Consider the following 22036-nt stretch of genomic DNA (forward strand, 5'->3'; position numbering starts at 1 on the left):
ATTAATACTTTACTAGGATTTATTCGAGGATATAATGATAGGATGTATATTCAATATCACCGGTTTTCACGCCCAGCCAGAACCCATTCTCTTCAACATTTTGAAGATCAAAACTCATCAGGTAATAGTCGGGTCCGGAAGTGTTTAGCCAGGACCCTGCACCAAACTTAATGATGTCCATATCCGGCATTGTAATTAAACGGTTGTCGGGGTCAATTGTAACGGGTGAGGATTGAACATTTCCTTCTTCATCAATTTTGGTGGCGGTAATAACACCATCGACCTGTTTAAAGGTGATACGCTGATCTTCCACCGAAGCAGCAATATCCTCACTCCAGTACCAATCGGCTAGCACGCCGGGCTCGGTCCATCCTTCGCCCAGGGGATTGCGCCAATCGACAGGCCAGTTCAGATCAATTTTAAAGGTGCGTTCCGATTCGCCCAAGAAACCACCGCAAAGGGCTTTGGTTACCTCACGCCTGAAATCGGGCACATCGGCATCCAACTGGAAGTGGAAAATCATATATTCATCCTTACCGGTATCACGTTTTCCGAACCAAACGTCGGTGGTAATGCCCGAGATAGCTTTGGTTTTCACAATTTTCCACTGATTATCACCGGTAATCACATTTCCGGCTTCATCTTCAAAGTAGTCGGTCGTGGTGATGGTTACCCAACCACCGGAAATATAGAATGAAGGTTTGACACCATGGAAGGTCACCAGGTTGGTTTCGGCCTCCAGGTCGAAAGTACCAATTTCACTGGAACCGTCATTATTAATTATTTCCACATCACCGGATCGGGTGAAGGTAATCCGTACATTTTCAAAATTGGGGATGGCCGATTCATCAAATCCTGTCCAATCGGGATAATCAGCCATGGCATACCAGTTATTCAGAAATCCACCATTAAGATCAGCCCAGTTAAAGGGTGTTTGGGGTGATATTTTCCAGGTATGGGAAGAGCTACCTGCCAGAATCAACATTTGATCGCCATGGTCAAAGTTAGGATCGGGCTGGGCCTCAGGCACGTAATTTTCTGCATATTCTTTCCAGACGTAGTTAAAAATATACCACCACGGACCTTCTTCATTGGTTCGCATAATAGCAATCCGCAACTGGTTTTCGGTTAATTCCAGAATACGGATATTGTTGGTCCAGTTGGTGGCGTTAGGAATAAAGGCCGCCAGCCGAACAATGGTGGCATCGGTGGTACTTAATGTATGCTCCTCCACATTAAGGGAAAATACCCCTTGTTCGTTTTGGTTTTCTTCGTTGGGCTTCACGGCAGTGAGGTGAGCCCCGTCAATGAGGTCAAAGGTCATTTCGGCCTGATAATCGGTTTCTGTAGCTCCTATGTCACTTCCTGCCGGTTCCCAGTTGGGCTCGTAATTTCCCCAGACCTGTTCACGAGATGGGTCGGCATATGAAAGAGGCCCTGTTGCCAAACCGTAATTACCATTATCCAATATCCAGGTTTTAGATTCTCCAACCCCACCTGTAAGTAAAACCCATAAGGGATCGCTTATATAATTGGTATTGGTGGTGGTCAGGGTAACCGTAACGGTATCCGCCTGGACAAATCCACCGGCTGATTGAACGCCATAGACAAATTTGTAGGTTCCCGGGAATGCCAGTTTTACGGTATCCACGGTTTTGAGTGACCGCCCCACCGGTGTAATCCATAAAGGGGTAACGCCCGGGGTGAGACTTTCGAGTAGAATCATGTTCGGGTCGTCCGGATTTTGTGTGATGCTAAACTCCAATTGATCTTTAGAGATCATTTCACCCAAAGAATAATCGTCTGGCTGACAAGCCGAGAAGGCCAGCACCATATAGGCCAGAAGAGTTAAAACAATATAAAGCTTATTGGTCTTCATGTTCTGTCAAATTAAGAGATTCGTTAATTCCAACCGTCGTTTTGCTTCAGGACGTTATCGGACAAACTGATTTGATTTTGAGGGATCATTTGCAATCCGCGGGTATCAATGATATTTTGAGGATCAATGACCTTTTGAGCTTCCACGCCGCCATTGAGCACGGTTGTTGATCGGGCAATGGTGTTGGCAGCCGTTTCAACGCCCTGCCGGAGCAGATCCCAGTAGCGAATGCCTTCGAAGGCAAATTCGAACCGACGTTCCTCCAGTATGTTAGCCTTTGTTGCCGGCTTGGGGTCGAGGCCGGCCCGCTCACGCACCTGATCCATGTAATCCTGTGCGTTGGGACTTCCAAGCTCGGCAGCCATCAACAACACATCGGCATATCGAATACATACATAATCCTGATACTGGCCAATCATGAAGTTGAATCCACCGTTTTGAACCGCCATGTCACTTCCATCAGGAAGGGCCAGGGGAATATACTTTTTGTTGGCATAGCCGGTGTATTCACGTTGTCCGGAATTGTCAAAATCCAATCCCTCTTCATCAATAGCGATAATGGAAGCGGTTTTCCGTTCATCACCCTCTTCAAAAGCGTTGTATAAATTGGGATCGACGGGACAAGCACCCCAACCGCGGCCGTAGGGACTAAAAGCCTGTTCGCGCAAACCCAGCATTACGAGCCAGTGATTGCCATCGGTATCTCCATCATAATTGGAAGTGATATTGTGTTTAATGGCAAAGATGGTTTCCTGGTTATCCTTACCGGCATAGGTGGAAATCAGGGTATTATTTTCGGGATCGGGAGTAGCGGACGCGGCGGGCCACAGATTTTTAAACTCCTCGACCAGACCATAATTTCCACTGGCGATAACGTCTTCCAGATGAGCAAGTGCTTCAGAGGCAGAGACCAACCCCACCAAATCGGACTTATTATAATAACCGGTATAGAAAAGAAAGACCCTACCGAGCAATGATTTGGCAGCCCATTTATTGACGCGACCTGCTTCTACCGTTTCTTTACCTTTTTCAATGGCAATGAGAAGATCGTTGGTTATCTGCGCATAAATCTCATCGGGTTCATTTTGAGGGACGTTCTCCTCCGTAGGCACCGTAACCAGTGGAACTTTTTCCCAAAGCCGTACCATATCGAAATAGCAAAATGCACGAAGAAAACGGGCTTCCGCCTCAATGCTGTGCATCGTTGCGGTATCTCCTTCCCAGTCGATCTGATCCATCTTGGTCAAAAGCATATTCACCCGGTAAATGGCTTCATAATAGTTGATCCAGTTTTCCTCGAAAAGGTTTTGATCCGAAGGTGAGCGTTGCAAATCAAATTCATCTAAAAGCTGGTAACCATATCCGTCATTATTACCTGTACCGCCAAAACAGTTGTCGGAAAAGACTTCGGAAGCCACGGGGAAGGCTACCCCTTCCTGATTGATGGCCTGCACGCCGTCGTAACACCCTACGATGGCCAGCTCAGCATCTTCCAGGGTTTGATAAAAGTTGGCATCGGTAAGGGTGGTCACAGGTTTGCTGTCCAGAAAGTCGTCCGAACAGTTGGTAAACACCATAATACCTGTTACCAATATCAGTAAATATATCTTTAAGTTCTTCATGGTATATAGGAAGTTTTAAAATTTGACATTAAGACCCAGCAAGAAAGTTCTGGGGCGGGGATAATAACCCAAATCAATACCGGAAGAGCCATCTTCGACTCCGTATCCTACTTCAGGATCCATCCCGTTGTATTTGGTAAAGGTGAATGCATTCTGCACCGAACCGTATAGTCTCAGCTGACTGATAAAGCTTTTATTGATCAGGTCGGCAAAGTCATATCCCAGGGTTATATCACTAATTCGCAGGAAATCGCCGTCTTTCACAAAAATATCAGAAAAGAGATAGTTAATATTGGTTTCGGTTACGCGGGGAATAGTGTTGGAAGTCCCTTCTCCATGCCAGCGTTCCAGAATTTCGGTAGTATAATTGGCAAATCCGTTGGCGTGGTTACGATACGACTGGACAATCTGATTGCCGTAAACGCCGTTGGCAGCAACGGTAAAGTCGAAGTTTTTGTACTCAAACCCCACATTGAAACCAAACACCGCATCGGGATTAGGATCGCCCACCATCACTTTATCCTGATCGTTGAGGATGCCGTCGCCATTCTGATCGACATAACGCAGGTCGCCGGGCATGGCATCGGGCTGAATTACCGTTCCATTGCTGGTATGCTCCAGTACTTCCTGCTCGTTCTGGAAGATACCGTCGGTTTGCCACCCCCAGAAATAACCAATGGGGTAGCCGGTTTCGGCGCGGTGATAAAACTCCAGAGAGTTGTCATACAGCATATTTGTCAAGCCATGGACTATGCCGTCGCTGGTGGGAACCTCTGTCACCTCGTTATCATTGTAAGAATAATTGGCAGAGATGAAATATCTGAAATCACCAATCTGGTCATTCCAGCTAACTGCAATTTCAACACCTTTGTTTCTCACATCTCCACCATTAATGAAAGGACCTTCAGCTCCCGCAGTAGCTAAAATGGGGGCCTGTAGCAGCCAGTCTTTTGTATCTTTTTGATATAAATCGAAATTAACGCCTAACCGGGATTTCATAAATCGTGCGTCGAAACCTATGTTGAGTTGTTCAGAAGTCTCCCACTTGAGATCTTCATTGGCCAGCCGACTGGGATAGGCTCCCGGGGTGTTACCCGCCGCATCAAAATCATCGGAACCGAAATAATAGTTGGTATTGGCCACCTGAACAGGGGCGAGATACTGCCAGGGATCAATATTTTGATTTCCTACCTGCCCCCAGCTTACACGCAACTTGAAGAAATCGATGATGTCATCTGTAAACTCCATAAAGGGCTCACTAGATAGAACCCATCCGCCTGATACTGACGGGAAATATCCCCAACGGTTATTCTCGGCAAACCGGGAAGAACCATCGGCACGGAAGGTAGCATTCAGCAAGTATTTTTCGCCGAAGTTGTAGCTTACACGGCCAAAGTATGAGAGCAACATTGATTCGTCATTGGGTGCACCCTCAAAGGTAAGACGTGCCAGATCGGTATTGGTGGTATTGTCGATATATGCATAATCGAGACCGGTAGGCAACAAGTCAGTGTTGCGGGTATGCATCCAGGTGCCTTTGTATTGGTAGGCTTCCATCCCTGCCATGACGGTGAAATCATGATCGTTTAAATCAAAATCATAAGTAAGGATATTGGTCCATGTCCAGGCCACTCCTTTTTCCAATCGTTGGGAAGCCTGGTCGTGCTCACGAAAATCATATACCGAGAGTTCGTATTCGGGAATAAAAGAGCGTTCCTCTATGGTATAATAGTCTAAGCCGTATTTGGTCTCGAAAGTAAGTCCTTCAATGGGCGAAACGCGCAGATAAATGTCACCCAGCAATTTCTGATTATTGTCGTCAGACATATTGTTATAAATCATACTGGCGTATGGATTGCTTTCGCCTTCGTACCAGGGTACCCACTCTGCACCGTTATACATCTCCCCGGCATTTTTGGTATTGTTTAAAAACTCCCCGTTATCGTTATAAACCGGCAGAAAAGGGCTGGTATTAAAGGCGCTACGCAGCGAATTGTTGTATTGATTTCCCACCTTGATCCCATTTTTTTCAATATAGGCAAAAGTGAGATGCTGACCGAGGGTGATCATACCATCAAAAAGCTTGTGTTCCGAGTTGATCCGAAAACTGTAACGATTGTAATCGGAAACATCGGGTCCGCCCACAATACCTTCCTGCCCCGTATAGGATAATGAAGTGGAATATGTCGAGGCGTTATTACCGCCACTGAAGCTCAAGGTGTAGTTTTGGGTTACGGCATTGTCGTAAAACATCTGATCCATCCAGTCGGTATCGGCCCAACCCGAATTACCGAGGTTGTCAATATCATCGGCAGTAAAGTAGGGCGCTTTGCCCGAATTTATGGCAGCCTCATTCATAATAACGGCATATTCACGGGCATTGAGTAAATCGACCTTACGGGCCACATTTTGAATTCCGTAGTAGCTGTCAAATGTTATTTGGGTTTTACCGGTTTGCCCCGATTTGGTGGTAATAAGAACCACCCCGTTTGCGGCCTGCGACCCGTATATGGCTGCAGAAGCAGCATCTTTAAGTACATCAATGCTTTCGATATCGGCATTGTTGAGATAAGAGATGTCGGAAGTTTGCACGCCATCTACAATATAAAGAGGTCCTGCATCCCCAATGGTTCCAAGCCCTCGAACAATTACTTTCAGTTCTTCTCCGGGTTGTCCTGAAGTAGAAGTGATCTGCACGCCTGCGGTTTGTCCCTGCAAAGCCTGCAATGCACTAATTGTATTCCTTTTCTGAAGGTTTTCACCATCTACCTGAAGAGTAGCTCCTGTAACCAATTTTTTCTTCTGAACCCCATATCCAACAACCACCACCTCGTCGAGTCCAGTGATCGATTCGGTAAGAACAACATTTATAACAGACCGATTGTCAACAGGTATCTCCTGGGGTACAAACCCCACAAAAGAAAAAATAAGGATAGCATCTTCGGGTACCTGTAATGAAAAGGTTCCATCAGTCTGCGTAATGGTCCCGTTCATAGTACCTTTTTCTAGCACCGAAACACCGGGGATAGGCTCATTAGAATCGTCAGTAACCAATCCGGTCACTGTTATCTGGGCACTTAACCCCAGTCCTGCCAGGAAAAGGAACAATAATAAAATACTTTTTTTTAGCATAGCTTTGAATTTAAAAACTATAATCAAGGTACATTAAACACTTTTATACACTCAATAATTGAATCCAGTCAAATCCTACAATACAATAGCGTTTTCAAATATAAATTAACAATTTTTAAATAACTGGTTATTTTGTACAGGACTTAGGTGTAAATCGTACACAAAGAGAGCTAAAATGTCGTCAGCCTGGGGGTAAAATGTCTTCAAACAACTCCCTAACCAACTATTATTCAGAGGCAAAAAAGTTTACAAAAAAGGTGTGATTTTGAAGCAGAAAAGAAATTGAATTAGATATTAAAGTTGCAGCGAATATTCCACCAGCAAATTATTATTCAACGCTCCATTGACAACTAAAAGCCAATGGCTATAAAGGTCAAATCATAAACCAACACTATTCATCGTTATGGTCCTGAGAAATCCGCCGAACATACTGAGAGGGAGAAACACCAAATTCCTCTTTAAAATAACGGGAGAAATATTTGGGATCATTAAAGCCACACTTATAAGCTACTTCTGCAACGGTCAATTGACTTTTTGCAAGAAGCTGAGCCCCTCGTTTTAATCTCATAATACGAATAAATTCGGACGGGGACTTGCCGGTAAGAGCCATCAGTTTATTGTAGAGGTGTCCGCGACTGACTCCCATTTCTTGGCTCAAACGCTCGACAGAAAGTTCTGGATTGGAAATATTTTTTTCCACATAAAGAGAAGCCTTGGAAATAAATTTTTCGTCCAAAGAGGTAATACCAATTTCACCTGGAGCAATTTCAAACCTTTGCTTTTGAAGTTTGCTTCTAAGCCTTTTTCTACTCTCAATCAGGTTTTGAATTTTTAATTCCAGCACCTCATAATTAAATGGTTTAGCAATAAAATCATCGGCACCCGCACTAAGACCTTCCATTTCCATTTGGGAAGAAACTTTAGCTGTCAGAAGAATTACAGGAATATGAGAAGTTTTGGGATCATTTTTGATTTTTCGGCAAAGTTCAATGCCATCCATTTTCGGCATGAGAATATCACTGATAATGACATCCGGAAATACAGACATAGCCTTTTCGTATCCTTCTTTCCCGTTTTGAGCTTCCACTATTCGGTAGCGAGTATTTAAATTTTCTTTTAAATAGAATCGAAGGTCTTCATTGTCTTCAACAATTAGCAGTAATTGTTGGTTCCCTTGAATATTCTGCCTTTCAATTTTCTTTTTCTGTTGACCTTCCTGTGAAAAGGATCTAATAACAGACTCTTCCTTGCAACTTTCCTGCATCTGTACAACAGGTAGATAAACTACAAAAACACTTCCTACTCCGGGAGTACTATCCACAGAAATAGTGCCACCATGCAGTAAAACAAACTCTCGAACAATAGAAAGCCCAATTCCGCTCCCCATATTATTTATTCTGTCATTTTCAACTTGAAAGAAACGATCGAAAATATGTTTTTGCTTTTCTTTAGAAATACCAATACCGGTATCGCTAACAGAAATTTTAACCCAAGGTCCATTATCATTGATTGATTTACTGTTAAAATATTCAATTTTCAACTTTACTTCTCCTCTTTCAGAAGAAAATTTAAAGGCATTGGATAAAAGATTAAAAATTATTTTCTCAACTTTTTCATGATCAAACCCCATTGACAGAGAGGCAACATTAGATTCGAAACCAAAGCGTATGGATTTGGATTCAAAAAGATCAGAAAACGACTGAGCTACTTCTTCCACAAAGGCAACCAAATCGCCCGTAGTCCGTTTCAACGTCACTCCCTGAACCTCTATTTTTCTGAAATCCAGGAGCTGATTTACCAACCCCAATAAACGACGGGCATTCCTAAGCACTACCTGTAACTGTTCCTTTAAGTCAATATCTTGAGTTTCCCGAACTATCTTATCCAGTGGGGTAATAATTAACGTTAAAGGGGTACGAAACTCATGACTGATGTTGGTGAAGAATCGAATCTTCATGGCATCCAACTCATGAATGCGTTGGTGTTCACGCAACTCTTGCTCCCGTTGAAAACGAATTCTCTCTCTTCGACGGACTATTGTGCCAAACAATATGACTAAACCGGAAAACAAAATAAAATAAGCTCCATAAGCATATTTAGTTGCATAAAAAGGAGGTTTAATAATAACTACCAATTTTTTCTCGGGTCCTTGTTCCCCACTTTCACCAAGGCGCGCTTTGACTCGAAATATATAACTTCCGGGATTGAGATTGGTATAAGTGGCCATTCTATTAGATGCATCAGTGACAACCCATTGATCATTGAACCCCTCCAGTTTATAATAATAGTTTATTTTTTCAGGATGAGGATGACCCACTCCTGCAAACTCCAATGAGAACACATTTTGATTATGTTTTAACACCACAGAATCAGAAAAGAACAAAGACCGTTTCAAGATAATGTTATTATCAACTTTTTCACTCACTTTAACGGACCGATTAAACAACCTTATTCCAGTAATTAGGACCTTCGGGATCAAAGACCTTTTTTGAATGCTTTGTGGATGAAACAGATTAAAACCATTAGGTCCTCCGAACAGCAGCTCACCATGTGAAGTTTTAAAGGCCGCATGCTCATTGAATTCTCGTCCTTGCAAACCATCCAATACATCATAGTTACTAAAAGAGAACATTAATGTATCCTCCGAAGGTATGACCTCCAGTTTAGAAATACCATTTAATGTACTCATCCAAAGATTATTATAGTCATCCTCCAAAATATTCAGAATATTGTTATCCGGCAACCCGTCACGTTCAAGAAACAGATGAAACTTTCGGGTTTGGGGATCATACATATTAAGCCCGTTACGCGTTCCAAACCACATATTCCCCCATTTATCCTGAATTATGGATAGCACAATATGATGGCTCAAAGCATTTTGTTTTCCGGGATTTGCCGGAATATGAGTAAAGCGACCAGTTGTCTTGTTCAACACATCTATGCCATTAGAAGTACCAATCCAAAGATTATTGGAACGATCTTCATAAAGTGTCAAAATAAAACTGGAGTGCACTGAGTTAAGGTCTCCATCGCGAAAATGGAGAAACCGATTGTTATCATCATCCAGTAAGTCTAATCCCCCACCAAGTGTTCCAATCCATATTCGGCCCATCCTATCTTCATAAATTTTCCAAATCCTGTTATCAGAAATAGTATTGGGATCGTCGGGATCATGGAGGTATCTTTTAAAACGCTTCCCATCAAAACAGTTTAGTCCACCATAATAGGTGCCAATCCATAACCTTTTTTGGGAATCAAAGAGAAGACTGACAATTACATCATGGCTAAGAGAATCAGGGTTATCGGGGCAGGCCCTGAAAACCGAAAAACGATGATTTTGACGATCATAATAAATAAGGCCACTGCCATTAGTCCCAATAAACAAATTTCCTTTGTCATCTTCAGCAAAACAATCGATATCATTAGCCGGTAGCCCATCAGGTTTAAAAATATTATGAGAATAAAGAGGGAACTGAAATAAATCAGGATGATAATAATTAACACCTTCCTTATAGGTTCCTATCCAAATGATATCAGAATCGTCCCGAATCATAGATGTAATACTATTTTGAGAAAGGCTTTTGGCGTTTCCATTCTCCTTTAAAACTGTTTTAACGCTAAAATCACGCTTATCGATAATTTGAAGACCGCCATGATCGGTAGCAACCCAAATTAAACCATATTGATCCTGTAGTACCCCGGTAATAATATCACTTGAAAGAGTGTTATTATCTTCAACAGAAAAATGGATTTCCTGACCTGTTTTAGTATTGGCATAGAAAAGTCCCAGATCATTTTGCTCGGAAAAGATCCAAAGATCCCCATCCTTGTCCTCAAAAAGCGAGAAATAATCCTGTTCTGTCGTCCTTCTCAACATTCTAAAGGGATATCGTTTTACAACTTTCCCCGTATTGGGATCGACATACTCAACCACCCCAAAGGCATTGACCGTTAATATTGTTGAGTCATTACCGACAATTACGTCAGTAATAAAATCACTGACAAGGGAATAGTCATCACCAACAGCTGAAGGAATTTTAAAAGTCTTGTTTTGGGCGGCATTAACCCGGAATAAACCATACTGATTGGATGCCACCCAAAGATTAGAATCGTGGTCGACTGTTAAGCCGGAAATAAATTGAGCAGGAATAGATTCTTCCCCGGGCAAGAGATCATAATTGCGATAAAAAAGATCTTTTCCGGGATCAAAAACAGCCAACTGATTATCCTGAGAAATGATCCACAAAAATCCCCTGTGGTCTTCATAAATATCCTGGATATTGTTAAAAGGAATAGTCGTTGTATCGCCGGGAATGTTCTTATACACTTTAAAAGAATAACCATCATACCGATTCAGCCCGGAAATGGTTCCAAACCAAACAAATCCTAAGTGATCTTTATGAATAGCTGTAATATGGTTGCTGGACAAACCATGAGAGCTGTTAAGATGTCGAAAATGAAATTCAGTACGCTGGTTTTCCTGACCAATAATAATTTGCAAAGCAAAGACAAATGCAAACAATAGAATACCGGCTTTCTGTCCCATCATAATAATATTGAACCCTGGAGAAATATAATTTGATCAGTCATTAATAAATTTACTTTACAAATATTAAAAAATATAATAAAAACAACACACTTCTAACGGATCAATGTCATCAAAAAGGAGATCTCCTAATGGTGCTTTAGTAATAAGAACCAAAATAAAAGAGGTGTTGAAAAGGCGGTGAAAACCACATGCAACTCTCCATTGCCGTTTTCACAACTGAGAGCAATTATTAAGATACCAATGGCTTATTAATTTATAAATAATAGCAAGGCCCCCGAAAGTTATTTTTCTTCGGGGGATGATTAGATGAATAGATAAAACCCGACCGTTTGAAATGCCAAAATCTTTTGGAGGAACAAACCGGGAACGATCGGAAGGGATTATATCAACGGATTAAAGAAGTTTCAATTTTTTCAGCTCAATTTTCAATTGTTCTCGGTTTTCATCTTCCATTTCACAAAGGGGTGCCCGGAACACCTCGCTCACTTTTCCCATAAGTGCCAGTGCAGTCTTAACAGGCAGAGGATTAGATTCCAGAAACATTAGTTTCATAAGATTTTGATACTTGTAAAATAATTGTCGGGCAGTTGTTAAATCTCCCTCAATAGAAGATTTCATTAATTGGTGAAATTCCTTAGGTATAACATTGGCCACAACTGAAATACAACCATCAGCACCCAGACAATTGGCCGAGAAAGACAGAAAGTCATCGCCACTAAATACTTTGAAATTTTCCGGTCGGTTAGCTAATAATTCAACAAATACCCCTATATCACCTCCGGCTTCTTTAATGCCTATTATATTTTCGTGATGAGCTGCCAGTTCCAGAGCAATTGACGGTTCGATGGTACTTCCGGTACGACCGGGAACATTATAGAGAATAATTGGGGCTTTAACATTTTTAGCCAATTGGGAATAATGTTTACAAATACCTCTCCGGGAAGGTTTATTGTAGTAAGGTGAAACAACCAGCAAGGCATCAGCACCCAAATCTAATGCTTTCTGACTATATTTTATACAATCGGTCGTAGAGTTACTCCCAGTTCCGGCAATTACAGGGACCCGACCATTTACCTTTTTAACACATCGCTCAATCAATTGAGCATCTTCATCATGGCTGAGGGTGGGCGTTTCTCCGGTAGTTCCACATACCACAATTCCATCAGTTCCGTTGCTAATTTGAAACTCAACCAGATCATCAAAAGCCTGGAAATCTATCTCTCCATTATCTTTAAAAGGTGTAACAATGGCTACAATAGAGCCTTGCAGACGTTCAATTTGCATAATGATATTTTTAAATTCACCTATATAGACTGTGCAATACCTTACATTAATATTTTGTTAGTTACAACACAAGGGAACAATATCCTGAAAAGTTTCTTTCCAGAAGAAAAAATATTACTTTTCTCCCGACCTAATTTAATTCAACAAAATTCAAAGTTAATACTTATTAATGATTTGGGGAAATTTTCGCATTATCCATGGCAAAGTCATGCTCGTTTAATTGCTTTATATATAATTAATATATCGAATTGGATTGAAATATTTTAAATACCCACCCCACACCTCTGACTTAACCCAAAGGGAAAAGCTTTCATCACGCTGTGGCAAATTAAACAACCCATTTTTCTGACTGTATAATTTTTTTGTTGCAAAAAGGGTACTGGTCAGATGGAATTCGTAAAGTTTAGAAAAGATATAGATTTACTAAAGGCAAAATTGCTATTTTCGTTTCATATTATTTCAACAGCAAAAAACTGATTAAAAAAACAAAACAGTGAATAATTAAAGTCCATATTGATTTTAGACATTTCCTATTAACAAAAATATTAAAACAAACAACAAAAAATACGTATTTTCGTAACCTGAAGAGGTACTTTAACGTTTACAGACAAAATCTGAAACGAAAAATTTTGTGATTATCGGATAAACCTTTTACTTTTATTCCAAAAATTATTTAATTATGAAGAAAGTAGCCATTATTTCCTCAGTATTGTTATTAATTACTTTGGCTTTGTCCTCTTGTAAATCGGTACAAGATTGTCCTGCATATGGTCAGGAATCACCAGTTGGAACAGAAGAAGTCAGGGCATAATCAAGAGACTCTCCGCCTTTTTCCGGGGAAACGGCGACAAAAGCTCCATATCCCTAAATTTTGCCCGGAAAATATCTTGAAGAGCGAAAAATAGCATTTATTCTGTTCTGAAAACCAGAAAATACATCTTTAACCATTAAAAAAACCAAGGGCTGCAATAAACAAACAGCCCTTTTTTCCTGCTACAATACAGATAGATAATATTAAATTTGATTGGTTTTGTTTTAAACTTCAGCCAGTAGCATTAGGCTAACACTTCCACAAACGAATAGCCCCCAAAACCATCAAACTAATTGATATCATTAAGTAACTTCAGTCTCTTTCCCCATTGCCATTCAAATAATGCCTATGGTGTTTGAATCTGAAAAAAATCACTTACATATAGAGAATCAGGGAGGGACATTAATTAACGTTTATTTAAGAATTTCAGTCGGTTATTTCTTGATGTTTTTGGTGTGATTTCTTACTTTTGTAGCGCAAAAAAGAGAAGGTAGTAATTATAATCACTAAAAAAGCGATAATATGTCAAAAATTAAAATTGGTATTAACGGTTTTGGCCGCATAGGTCGTCTGGTGTTCCGCGCCGCTCAAAATTTCGACAATGTACAAGTAGTAGCCATCAACGATTTGATTGATGTAGACTACATGGCTTACATGTTGAAATACGACTCTACTCATGGTCGTTTCAAAGGCGAAGTTGAGGTAAAAGACGGTAAGCTGGTGGTTAATGGCAATTCCATTCGCGTAACATCAGAAAAAAATCCCGCTGACCTGAAATGGGGTGAAGTAGGTGCTGAATATGTTGTTGAATCAACCGGGATTTTCCTCACCAAAGAAAAAGCTCAGGGGCATATTGATGCCGGTGCCAAAAAAGTGGTGATGTCAGCCCCCTCTAAAGATGATACTCCAATGTTTGTGATGGGTGTAAATCATGACAAGTACACCAAAGATATGACCTTCGTATCCAATGCCTCATGTACTACCAACTGCCTGGCACCAATTGCCAAAGTATTAAATGACAAATTTGGCATTGTTGAAGGTTTGATGACTACGGTTCACGCAACCACAGCTACTCAAAAAACTGTTGACGGTCCTTCTCTGAAAGACTGGCGCGGTGGACGTGGTGCCGGACAAAACATTATCCCTTCTTCAACCGGTGCTGCTAAAGCTGTAGGAAAAGTTATTCCCGAACTGAATGGTAAACTGACCGGTATGGCTTTCCGTGTTCCTACACCCGATGTTTCTGTTGTTGACCTTACCTGTCGTTTGGAAAAAGGTGCATCTTACGAAGAAATTTGTAAGGCTATGAAAGAAGCATCAGAAGGTGAACTGAAAGGAATTTTAGGATATACTGAAGATGCTGTTGTTTCTAACGACTTTTTGGGTGAAACCCATACTTCCATCTTCGATGCCGGCGCCGGTATTGGCTTGAACGATAACTTTGTTAAAGTTATCAGCTGGTATGACAACGAAATGGGATACTCTACCAAAGTTGTTGAACTGATTCAACACATGGCATCTGTAGACCATGCCTAATCAAGGTAGAACCAAATAATATTAAAAGCTGTCTCATAATTGGGACAGCTTTTTTTTTGCATTAAACCTTCTGAAACGAATCCATCCATACTACTTCGGCAAAGAGACGTCCGGTAATTAAAAGCAGAGACCGCCAATCTTTTTTGGGTAAATATTTAGGGATTGCAAACAATAAAGAAGAGAATCAAGATAAGCGTAATGAAACGAGCATAGCGACTTTTTGCCACAAAAGAACATGTATAAACGACACAGGCAGAAGTGCACAGGCAGAAGGCAGAAGAAGTGATTAGTCATTAGTTAACAAGTGGTTAGTATTAAATAACTAATGACTATCGACTAACGACTAACCACTAACGACTACTTATAAGAAGCAATATACCAACGAAGTAAGTAAAATTTATACAGATGAAAATAGTAATTGCAAGGCAATGAAACCATTCAACAAAAACCCTTTTGCATTGTTAAGAAGAGACAAGGAAAGTAAAGCCTCCCAACCTCAGGTTGAAGGAAAAGCGACAATAAATTTTTAAATTTGTCAAATTATAACCAAAAGCATCTAATTACCTTACAAAAACACATATAATATGGCATTTGACATTGATATGATTAAAAAGGTCTATGCAGGAATGGACGACAAAGTAAAAGCAGCCCGTTCACTCTTGAACAGACCACTTACACTTACCGAAAAGATTCTTTACAGCCATTTGGCCGATGACTTTCCATCCAAACCTTATGAACGAGGTAAAGACTACGTTAACTTTTCGCCCGACCGGGTAGCCATGCAGGATGCAACGGCTCAGATGGCCCTTTTACAATTTATGCAGGCTGGTAAAGATAAAGTTGCCGTTCCTTCTACTGTACATGCCGACCACCTGATCCAGGCCAAAATCGGAGCTGAAGATGATTTAAAAACCGCTCAGGTAACCAATAAAGAGGTTTATGATTTTTTAAGCTCCGTCTGTAACAAATATGGCCTGGGCTTTTGGAAACCCGGGGCCGGCATCATTCACCAAGTAGTACTGGAGAATTACGCTTTCCCGGGCGGAATGATGATAGGGACCGATTCCCATACACCAAATGCCGGAGGACTGGGTATGATTGCCATAGGTGTTGGAGGTGCCGATGCTGTCGATGTAATGGCAGGTATGCCCTGGGAACTCAAATTCCCCAAATTAATTGGCGTAAAACTCACCGGGAAATTAAATGGTTGGACCGCGCCCAAAGACATCATTTTAAAAGTTGCCGGCCTTTTAACTGTTAAAGGTGGTACAGGCTATATCCTGGAATATTTTGGTGAAGGTGCTCGTTCCCTTTCTGCCACCGGAAAAGGAACGATTGGTAACATGGGTGCCGAAATTGGTGCTACGACCTCCACATTTGGATACGATGAGGCCATGGAACGCTATCTGCGAGCCACCAATCGTGACGATGTAGCCGATGCAGCAAATCAAATTAAAGAACTTCTCACCGGCGACCCCGAAACATATGAACATCCTGAAAAATATTTCGATCAAGTTATAGAAATCAACTTAAGTGAGTTAGAACCACATATCAATGGACCTTTCACACCTGACCGAGCCACTCCCATTTCAAAAATGCGCGAAGAAGCTCAAAAGAACGGATGGCCCACTAAAGTCGAGGTTGGCCTTATTGGTTCCTGCACCAACTCATCTTATGAAGATATTTCAAGAGCAGCTTCTATAGCCAAACAGGCATTGGAAAAAGGCCTGAAGGTAAAATCAGAATTTACCGTCACACCAGGCTCGGAACAGGTACGATATACCATTGAGCGGGATGGTTTCATTGATTTATTTGAAAAGATTGGCGGAAAAGTTTTCGCCAATGCTTGCGGCCCCTGTATTGGTATGTGGGCTCGTGAAAATGCCGATAAGCAAGAAAAAAACACTATAGTACACTCGTTCAACCGTAATTTTGCCAAACGCGCTGATGGTAACCCCAATACACACGCCTTTGTTGCATCCCCTGAAGTGGTAACTGCCATTGCCATATCCGGTGAATTGGGCTTTAACCCACTTACAGACACGCTAATCAATGATAAAGGTGAGGAAGTAAAACTAGATCCCCCCACAGGGTTTGAATTACCCCCTAAAGGGTTTGATGTTAAAGAGAATGGCTATCAGGAGCCTGCCAAAGACGGCTCAAAAGTAGAAGTTGTGGTTAAACCCGATAGTGAACGTCTCCAACTTCTCACACCCTTTGAACCATGGGACGGTAAAAATATCATGGGCGCGAAGCTCCTCATCAAAGCAGAAGGAAAATGTACTACCGACCATATATCTATGGCAGGACCGTGGCTTCGTTATCGTGGTCATTTGGATAATATCTCCAACAACTTACTTATTGGTGCCGTTAATGCCTTTAATCATGAAACCAATAATGTAAAAAATCAATTAACCGGAGAGTACGGAAAGGTGCCTGACGTACAAAGGGCTTATAAAGCTAAAGGGATTCCCACCGTTGTAGTTGGTGATCATAACTATGGCGAAGGTTCGTCTAGAGAACATGCGGCTATGGAACCTCGTCATCTGGGCGTGAAAGTCATATTAGTAAAAAGTTTTGCGCGCATCCATGAAACCAACCTTAAAAAACAAGGAATGCTGGCCCTTACTTTCCAAAATGAAAATGACTATGACAAAATCCTGGAAGATGATACCTTTAACTTTATCGACCTGGAACAATTTAGTCCAAACAAGCCAGTCACTATAGAGGTTGTCCATGCCGACGGCTCAAAAGATATCATTAAAGCTTTACATTCCTATAATGAGCAACAAATTGCCTGGTACAAAGCCGGCTCGGCGCTTAACCTGATCGCTCAAAAGAACGCATAAAGGTTCTTTTTGTATTGTTTAAGTAATTTTCTATAAAGAGCCCCAACAGGGTTAAACCCTAATGGGGCTTTTTATTTTATATTTATGTGGTGGTATCTTCAATTTAATGCATTTATCTGCTGGAGGTGAGATATCAGTTCTTAATTTTATCAGTCACCTCTAACGGCCTAACTTAGAAGCATAATGATACAAACCTGCCTATTTTCTTACTTCCGACAATACCCGATAATATACATGTCTATCATAGCTACAATCTATATTGAATTGTTTTTTTTAATTTGACCAATATCTTCAATGTCTTTACATTTGTATAAACAAAAAACCCAAAAAAAGATAAAACCATGAAAAATGTAAATGAATTACTTGGATTAAAAAATCCTGCAGAAGTAAATGAAAAATTAAATGAACTGCTGGCAAGCTTTCAGGTATATTATCAAAACCTTAGAGGTTTTCACTGGAATGTTAAAGGAAAATTGTTTTTCACCCTTCACAGCAAATTTGAAGAACTTTATGATGATGCAGCCGAAAAGGTTGACGAAGTTGCCGAACGCATCCTCACTCTTGGTGGAAAACCACTACATACCTTCGATGATTATCTGAAAACTTCTAAAATTGCTGTTGTAAAAGATGAACACGATGGTCTCAAATTAGTAGAAGCTGCCATTGATAACATTAGTACCCTTATCAGGCTTGAACGTGAAATAATTCCTGTTGCTGAAAAAATTGATGATGAAGGAACAGCTTCCCTCATGAGTGATTTCATTTCAGAACAAGAAAAAACCGTTTGGATGCTGAAAGCATTAATTGATTAAAAGAAAATTCGGCACTCAAAAAAATTAAACCTCATCGGTACGGCTGATGAGGTTTTTTATTATTCTTGAAAATACAAGCGCTTATCCGGGCAAAAATTATTAATATTGTCAACACATGAAAAATTCGTTTTGACAGTTTTTTAATTTATGAATCAATTACCATCAGTGCGTAAAGCCTCAGGCGAACTTCAGCCATTTGAGATCTCTAAATTGGAAAATTCCCTGTTACGTTCCGGTGCCAATGAAGAGCTAATTAAAGATATCACTACTGATATTGTGGAATGGATGGAAGAGGGAACTTCCACCAAACAAATTTATACTCGAGCCTTTCGACTTCTGCACAAGAAAAGACGTAGCATGGCAGCACGCTATAGTCTCAAAAAAGCCATCATGGCATTAGGACCGTCTGGTTATCCCTTCGAACATTTTGTTGGCCATATCTTTCGATGTAAAGGATTCGAGGTAAAAGTAGGACAAGTAGTTGAAGGGAAATGCGTGACGCACGAAGTTGATGTGATAGCTTCCGGGAACTTAAGCCAACACCTTGTAGAATGTAAATATCACAATAGTCAAGGCAAATGTTCAAGTATCCAGGTTCCACTGTATATTCGTTCACGAGTTGATGACATAATTGCTACGCGCAAATCATTGCCACAATATAAAAATTTCACTTTCCATGGATGGATTGTGACAAATACACGATTTACAACTGACGCAATGCAATATGGTCGCTGCTGTGGTCTTAATCTTATGAGCTGGGACTATCCAAAAAATGACAGTCTTAAGGCATTAATTGAAAAATACAAGGCTTTTCCAATAACAACCTTAACACAACTTACTAAAGCACACAAGCAACATCTTTTGAAAGAAGGAATCGTTTTATGCAGCGAACTGTTGGAAACCCCGCAAATATTATCCTCCCTGGAATTGAGAAGAACCAATCTTAGAAAGGTGATGGAAGAATTAAATGACCTGTGTGATGGACAATAATTTTTTAAAAAAGTAATTTGGTCTGTACCAAAACATTAATATTTGAATCAGAAAAATTGAAAAAAAATTTTGCCCCAAGTGTTGTATAGTTAAACCGAACCTCCTATATTTGCATCGCAATTGAGAAACACGGCAGCCCCGATAAACAAAAGCCTTGAGGGCATTATTTCTCAAAAGAGAGAAATAAAAAACCAAAAAAATAATTTGTCTTTTTCAGGAAAAGAAATTACATTTGCAAACCTTTAAAAAGAGGAAACAATAAATACAAAATAATCCTCAGTAGCTCAGTTGGTTAGAGCGGCGGACTGTTAATCCGTAGGTCGTAGGTTCAAGTCCTACCTGGGGAGCACAAAATCAAAAAGCTGTTCAGTTTATGGGCAGCTTTTTTTATGCTCTTGATGATTATACACCCCCATTTTCAAACTCAATTTCCTAAACCTTCTATTGATTTAAGCCTCCCTACCGTAAGATTACACATACGATAAACTCTGAGAAGAGAATTTAAGTTTACCATTTGGATAACTCTTCGAATATCTGACCAAACATCAATATTACAAATAGAAAACGAGTGCATATATGTTTCAAATACAGACTTATCAAAATAAAAAACATGCACATCTTTTTTTATACAGCCTTAATTCCAGGACTAGGAAGCATAAAAAAGCCTTCGGAAATTAATATACCACAGAACATTAGCGGACCTGCACATATTATTTTTCATGCGGCCGTTGTCCAAAACAATGCGACGCTAGTGAAGCAATACACAGCAATGAGCACCAACCTCAATGAGCAGGAGGCAGCGGGTCAATCACCCCCTCTGTGATTACGGCAACCTTGTTTGGCCATACCAATTTTGCCCGCATGATCCTTGCTGCAGGCCCGAGGTAAACTTAACCAATAAAGATGGTTCCACAGCATTGCACACAGCAGCTTATTTCTGCCGAAAAGATATTGTTGCCTTGCTGTCCGACAACGGCGCCGACAAAAAGGTCGTTAACAACTCGGGAGCCACAGCTCGCCAGATGGTAGAAGCACCCTTTGAAGCGGTTAAGAGCATCTACCAACACTTTGAGAATACACTAGGCCCGGAATACACTAGCCCCGCTGGGATTATCCCTGGATTACGAACAGATTGAAAAACCCGCCCGTTTATAGTGAAAATGCTGAAGCAGAACAACTGATCAACAAACCACCTGAAAGATATTGTCACAAAAGTGGAAAATTAGTAAACAGAGAAAATGGGAAATAAACTAAAAAGTATGAATCGATAAAATTGCGAAATAAATCACCTGAATAATTAAGAGAAGGCGGGAATTAACCCTGAATTTTCAAATGCATCCGTTGATATCGGTTCAATACATCATCCCCTGATTTGGTAAGAAACGGAATTGAGCATGTTTACCTCATGAAAGAAATGAAGAAGGGGCTATCCATCAGTTAGATGGGAAAGTCCCTTCTTCTAGATAAAGAATTATCTTGATCTGATTTCCCTTCTCATAAACAAGAGATAAGAAAAGAGGAAACAAATAAGAGTCAAAGCCACCAAACCGGTTAATTGAGGCCACACAACCATCAGACTTTGTGATAGTGACAACGGCCCGGGAATGGCCCCATGGACTTGCTCGGTGGTTAAGGGACCCAAACTTCGAACCGATGGAACCAATAACGTTGAAGACACCTCGCTAAACAATTCATTTGGTATTATTTGTACTAGTGCAAATTTTATTTTTTCGTACATATAAATGATTCTTGGCGGGGCATATCGAGATGGTTCCAATCCTTTGGTAATAAAATTAACCAATAATGGATAAAAGACTGTAAAAAAGAGCCACACTGCAATTCCACTCAAAGCAGATGTTGCAGGCTGTTTGAATTTTACAGAAAAAAACACGGATAAATTCAACCAAAAGGAAACATATACCACACTCATAAGGGTATAAGTAATAATTCGCAGAAATTCTTCTGCTGACGGAGGAGTTCCCAGTATAATCAACCCTGCGCCCATAACCAAAAAACTCAAAGAAAAAAAGAGGATACTTACAACAATAATCCCGGCTAAAAATTTAGCATTTAATACATAGTCTCTGGGAATAGGTTGCGCAAGTACCCGGCTCAAAGTCCCCTTATTTTGCTCGGAATTTATAGCATCAAATCCCAAACTTATACCTAAAAGTGGACCAAGAAAGCTAATAAAAACAAAAAACGAAGGAAGCGAACCATCAGTCATAGTAAACAGATTCAGAAAAAAGAAAGAATTTTCGGCATCACTTCCCTGCATTGATTCTGAAATTTCCGAAATTGAGGTATACAAGGACCCAACACATGTTAGCACAATAATCGCAAATAATATAATAGAGCGCCAGCTACGCAAATGGTCAGAAATATCCTTAGCGACCATTGCCCAAAAAGGTTTGAGAGAAACCTGTTCGGAAGGTTTCTGAAAAAGCCAATCCGGCCATTTGTCCGGCAGTTTCAATCTTATTTTAGATATAATATTTCCATCCATAATAACCATTCATTAATCAATCCATCAAATATTATTCAATCCCGGCAGATAACTTGGGAAACACAA

General features: G+C 40.6%; 12 protein-coding genes and 1 tRNA gene. 7 read left to right on the forward strand and 6 right to left on the reverse strand.

Features of this window, described 5'->3' with window-relative positions; genetic code table 11:
• Positions 1 to 19: 19 nt before the first annotated feature.
• The 5 genes from BM130_RS01270 to dapA form a co-directional block, all read right to left on the reverse strand.
• Positions 20 to 1879, reverse strand: coding sequence for a hypothetical protein (locus BM130_RS01270; RefSeq protein ID WP_010527973.1), 1860 nt, complete (start codon positions 1877 to 1879; stop codon positions 20 to 22).
• 23 nt (positions 1880 to 1902) lie between these two features.
• Positions 1903 to 3501 carry a RagB/SusD family nutrient uptake outer membrane protein gene (locus BM130_RS01275; protein WP_010527972.1) on the reverse strand — a complete coding sequence of 533 codons (1599 nt, stop codon included), beginning with the start codon at positions 3499 to 3501 and terminating at the stop codon, positions 1903 to 1905.
• 15 nt (positions 3502 to 3516) lie between these two features.
• Positions 3517 to 6633 carry a SusC/RagA family TonB-linked outer membrane protein gene (locus tag BM130_RS01280; RefSeq protein ID WP_010527971.1) on the reverse strand — a complete coding sequence of 1039 codons (3117 nt, stop codon included), beginning with the start codon at positions 6631 to 6633 and terminating at the stop codon, positions 3517 to 3519.
• A gap of 391 nt (positions 6634 to 7024) precedes the next feature.
• Positions 7025 to 11182 carry a hybrid sensor histidine kinase/response regulator transcription factor gene (locus tag BM130_RS01285; protein ID WP_029626638.1) on the reverse strand — a complete coding sequence of 1386 codons (4158 nt, stop codon included), beginning with the start codon at positions 11180 to 11182 and terminating at the stop codon, positions 7025 to 7027.
• A gap of 393 nt (positions 11183 to 11575) precedes the next feature.
• Positions 11576 to 12466 carry a 4-hydroxy-tetrahydrodipicolinate synthase gene (gene dapA / locus BM130_RS01290; RefSeq protein WP_010527969.1) on the reverse strand — a complete coding sequence of 297 codons (891 nt, stop codon included), beginning with the start codon at positions 12464 to 12466 and terminating at the stop codon, positions 11576 to 11578.
• A gap of 679 nt (positions 12467 to 13145) precedes the next feature.
• Here dapA and BM130_RS15735 point away from each other — a divergent pair.
• From BM130_RS15735 to BM130_RS15780, 7 genes are all read left to right on the forward strand, one after another.
• A complete protein-coding gene (locus tag BM130_RS15735; protein WP_258164880.1) occupies positions 13146 to 13277 on the forward strand; it encodes a hypothetical protein in 132 nt (43 codons plus the stop codon).
• A gap of 522 nt (positions 13278 to 13799) precedes the next feature.
• Positions 13800 to 14813 (forward strand): type I glyceraldehyde-3-phosphate dehydrogenase, encoded by a 1014-nt coding sequence (gap, locus tag BM130_RS01300; protein ID WP_010527967.1) that lies wholly within the window; start codon positions 13800 to 13802, stop codon positions 14811 to 14813.
• Positions 14814 to 15397: 584 nt separating this feature from the next.
• On the forward strand, positions 15398 to 17662 hold the full coding sequence (locus BM130_RS01305) for an aconitate hydratase (RefSeq protein WP_010527966.1): 2265 nt from the start codon (positions 15398 to 15400) through the stop codon (positions 17660 to 17662).
• 341 nt (positions 17663 to 18003) lie between these two features.
• A complete protein-coding gene (locus tag BM130_RS01310) occupies positions 18004 to 18474 on the forward strand; it encodes a Dps family protein (protein ID WP_010527965.1) in 471 nt (156 codons plus the stop codon).
• A gap of 147 nt (positions 18475 to 18621) precedes the next feature.
• A complete protein-coding gene (locus BM130_RS01315; protein ID WP_010527964.1) occupies positions 18622 to 19464 on the forward strand; it encodes a restriction endonuclease in 843 nt (280 codons plus the stop codon).
• Between the two features lie 273 nt (positions 19465 to 19737).
• A tRNA-Asn gene (locus BM130_RS01320) sits at positions 19738 to 19811 on the forward strand.
• A 438-nt stretch (positions 19812 to 20249) separates the two neighbouring features.
• A complete protein-coding gene (locus tag BM130_RS15780; protein WP_074964230.1) occupies positions 20250 to 20600 on the forward strand; it encodes an ankyrin repeat domain-containing protein in 351 nt (116 codons plus the stop codon).
• 335 nt (positions 20601 to 20935) lie between these two features.
• Here BM130_RS15780 and BM130_RS01330 read toward each other — a convergent pair whose 3' ends face one another.
• Positions 20936 to 21970 carry an ABC transporter permease gene (locus tag BM130_RS01330; protein ID WP_138956901.1) on the reverse strand — a complete coding sequence of 345 codons (1035 nt, stop codon included), beginning with the start codon at positions 21968 to 21970 and terminating at the stop codon, positions 20936 to 20938.
• Positions 21971 to 22036 lie beyond the last annotated feature (66 nt).

This window comes from Thermophagus xiamenensis (assembly GCF_900112795.1).
GTDB lineage: Bacteria > Bacteroidota > Bacteroidia > Bacteroidales > Marinilabiliaceae > Thermophagus > Thermophagus xiamenensis.

Coding starts and splice junctions, on each gene's coding strand:
- BM130_RS01270 (WP_010527973.1), bottom strand. CDS start 1,879: ATGAAGACCAATAAGCTTTATATTGTTTTAACTCTTCTGGCCTATATG.
- BM130_RS01275 (WP_010527972.1), bottom strand. CDS start 3,501: ATGAAGAACTTAAAGATATATTTACTGATATTGGTAACAGGTATTATG.
- BM130_RS01280 (WP_010527971.1), bottom strand. CDS start 6,633: ATGCTAAAAAAAAGTATTTTATTATTGTTCCTTTTCCTGGCAGGACTG.
- BM130_RS01285 (WP_029626638.1), bottom strand. CDS start 11,182: ATGATGGGACAGAAAGCCGGTATTCTATTGTTTGCATTTGTCTTTGCT.
- dapA (WP_010527969.1), bottom strand. CDS start 12,466: ATGCAAATTGAACGTCTGCAAGGCTCTATTGTAGCCATTGTTACACCT.
- BM130_RS15735 (WP_258164880.1), top strand. CDS start 13,146: ATGAAGAAAGTAGCCATTATTTCCTCAGTATTGTTATTAATTACTTTG.
- gap (WP_010527967.1), top strand. CDS start 13,800: ATGTCAAAAATTAAAATTGGTATTAACGGTTTTGGCCGCATAGGTCGT.
- BM130_RS01305 (WP_010527966.1), top strand. CDS start 15,398: ATGGCATTTGACATTGATATGATTAAAAAGGTCTATGCAGGAATGGAC.
- BM130_RS01310 (WP_010527965.1), top strand. CDS start 18,004: ATGAAAAATGTAAATGAATTACTTGGATTAAAAAATCCTGCAGAAGTA.
- BM130_RS01315 (WP_010527964.1), top strand. CDS start 18,622: ATGAATCAATTACCATCAGTGCGTAAAGCCTCAGGCGAACTTCAGCCA.
- BM130_RS15780 (WP_074964230.1), top strand. CDS start 20,250: ATGAGCAGGAGGCAGCGGGTCAATCACCCCCTCTGTGATTACGGCAAC.
- BM130_RS01330 (WP_138956901.1), bottom strand. CDS start 21,970: ATGGATGGAAATATTATATCTAAAATAAGATTGAAACTGCCGGACAAA.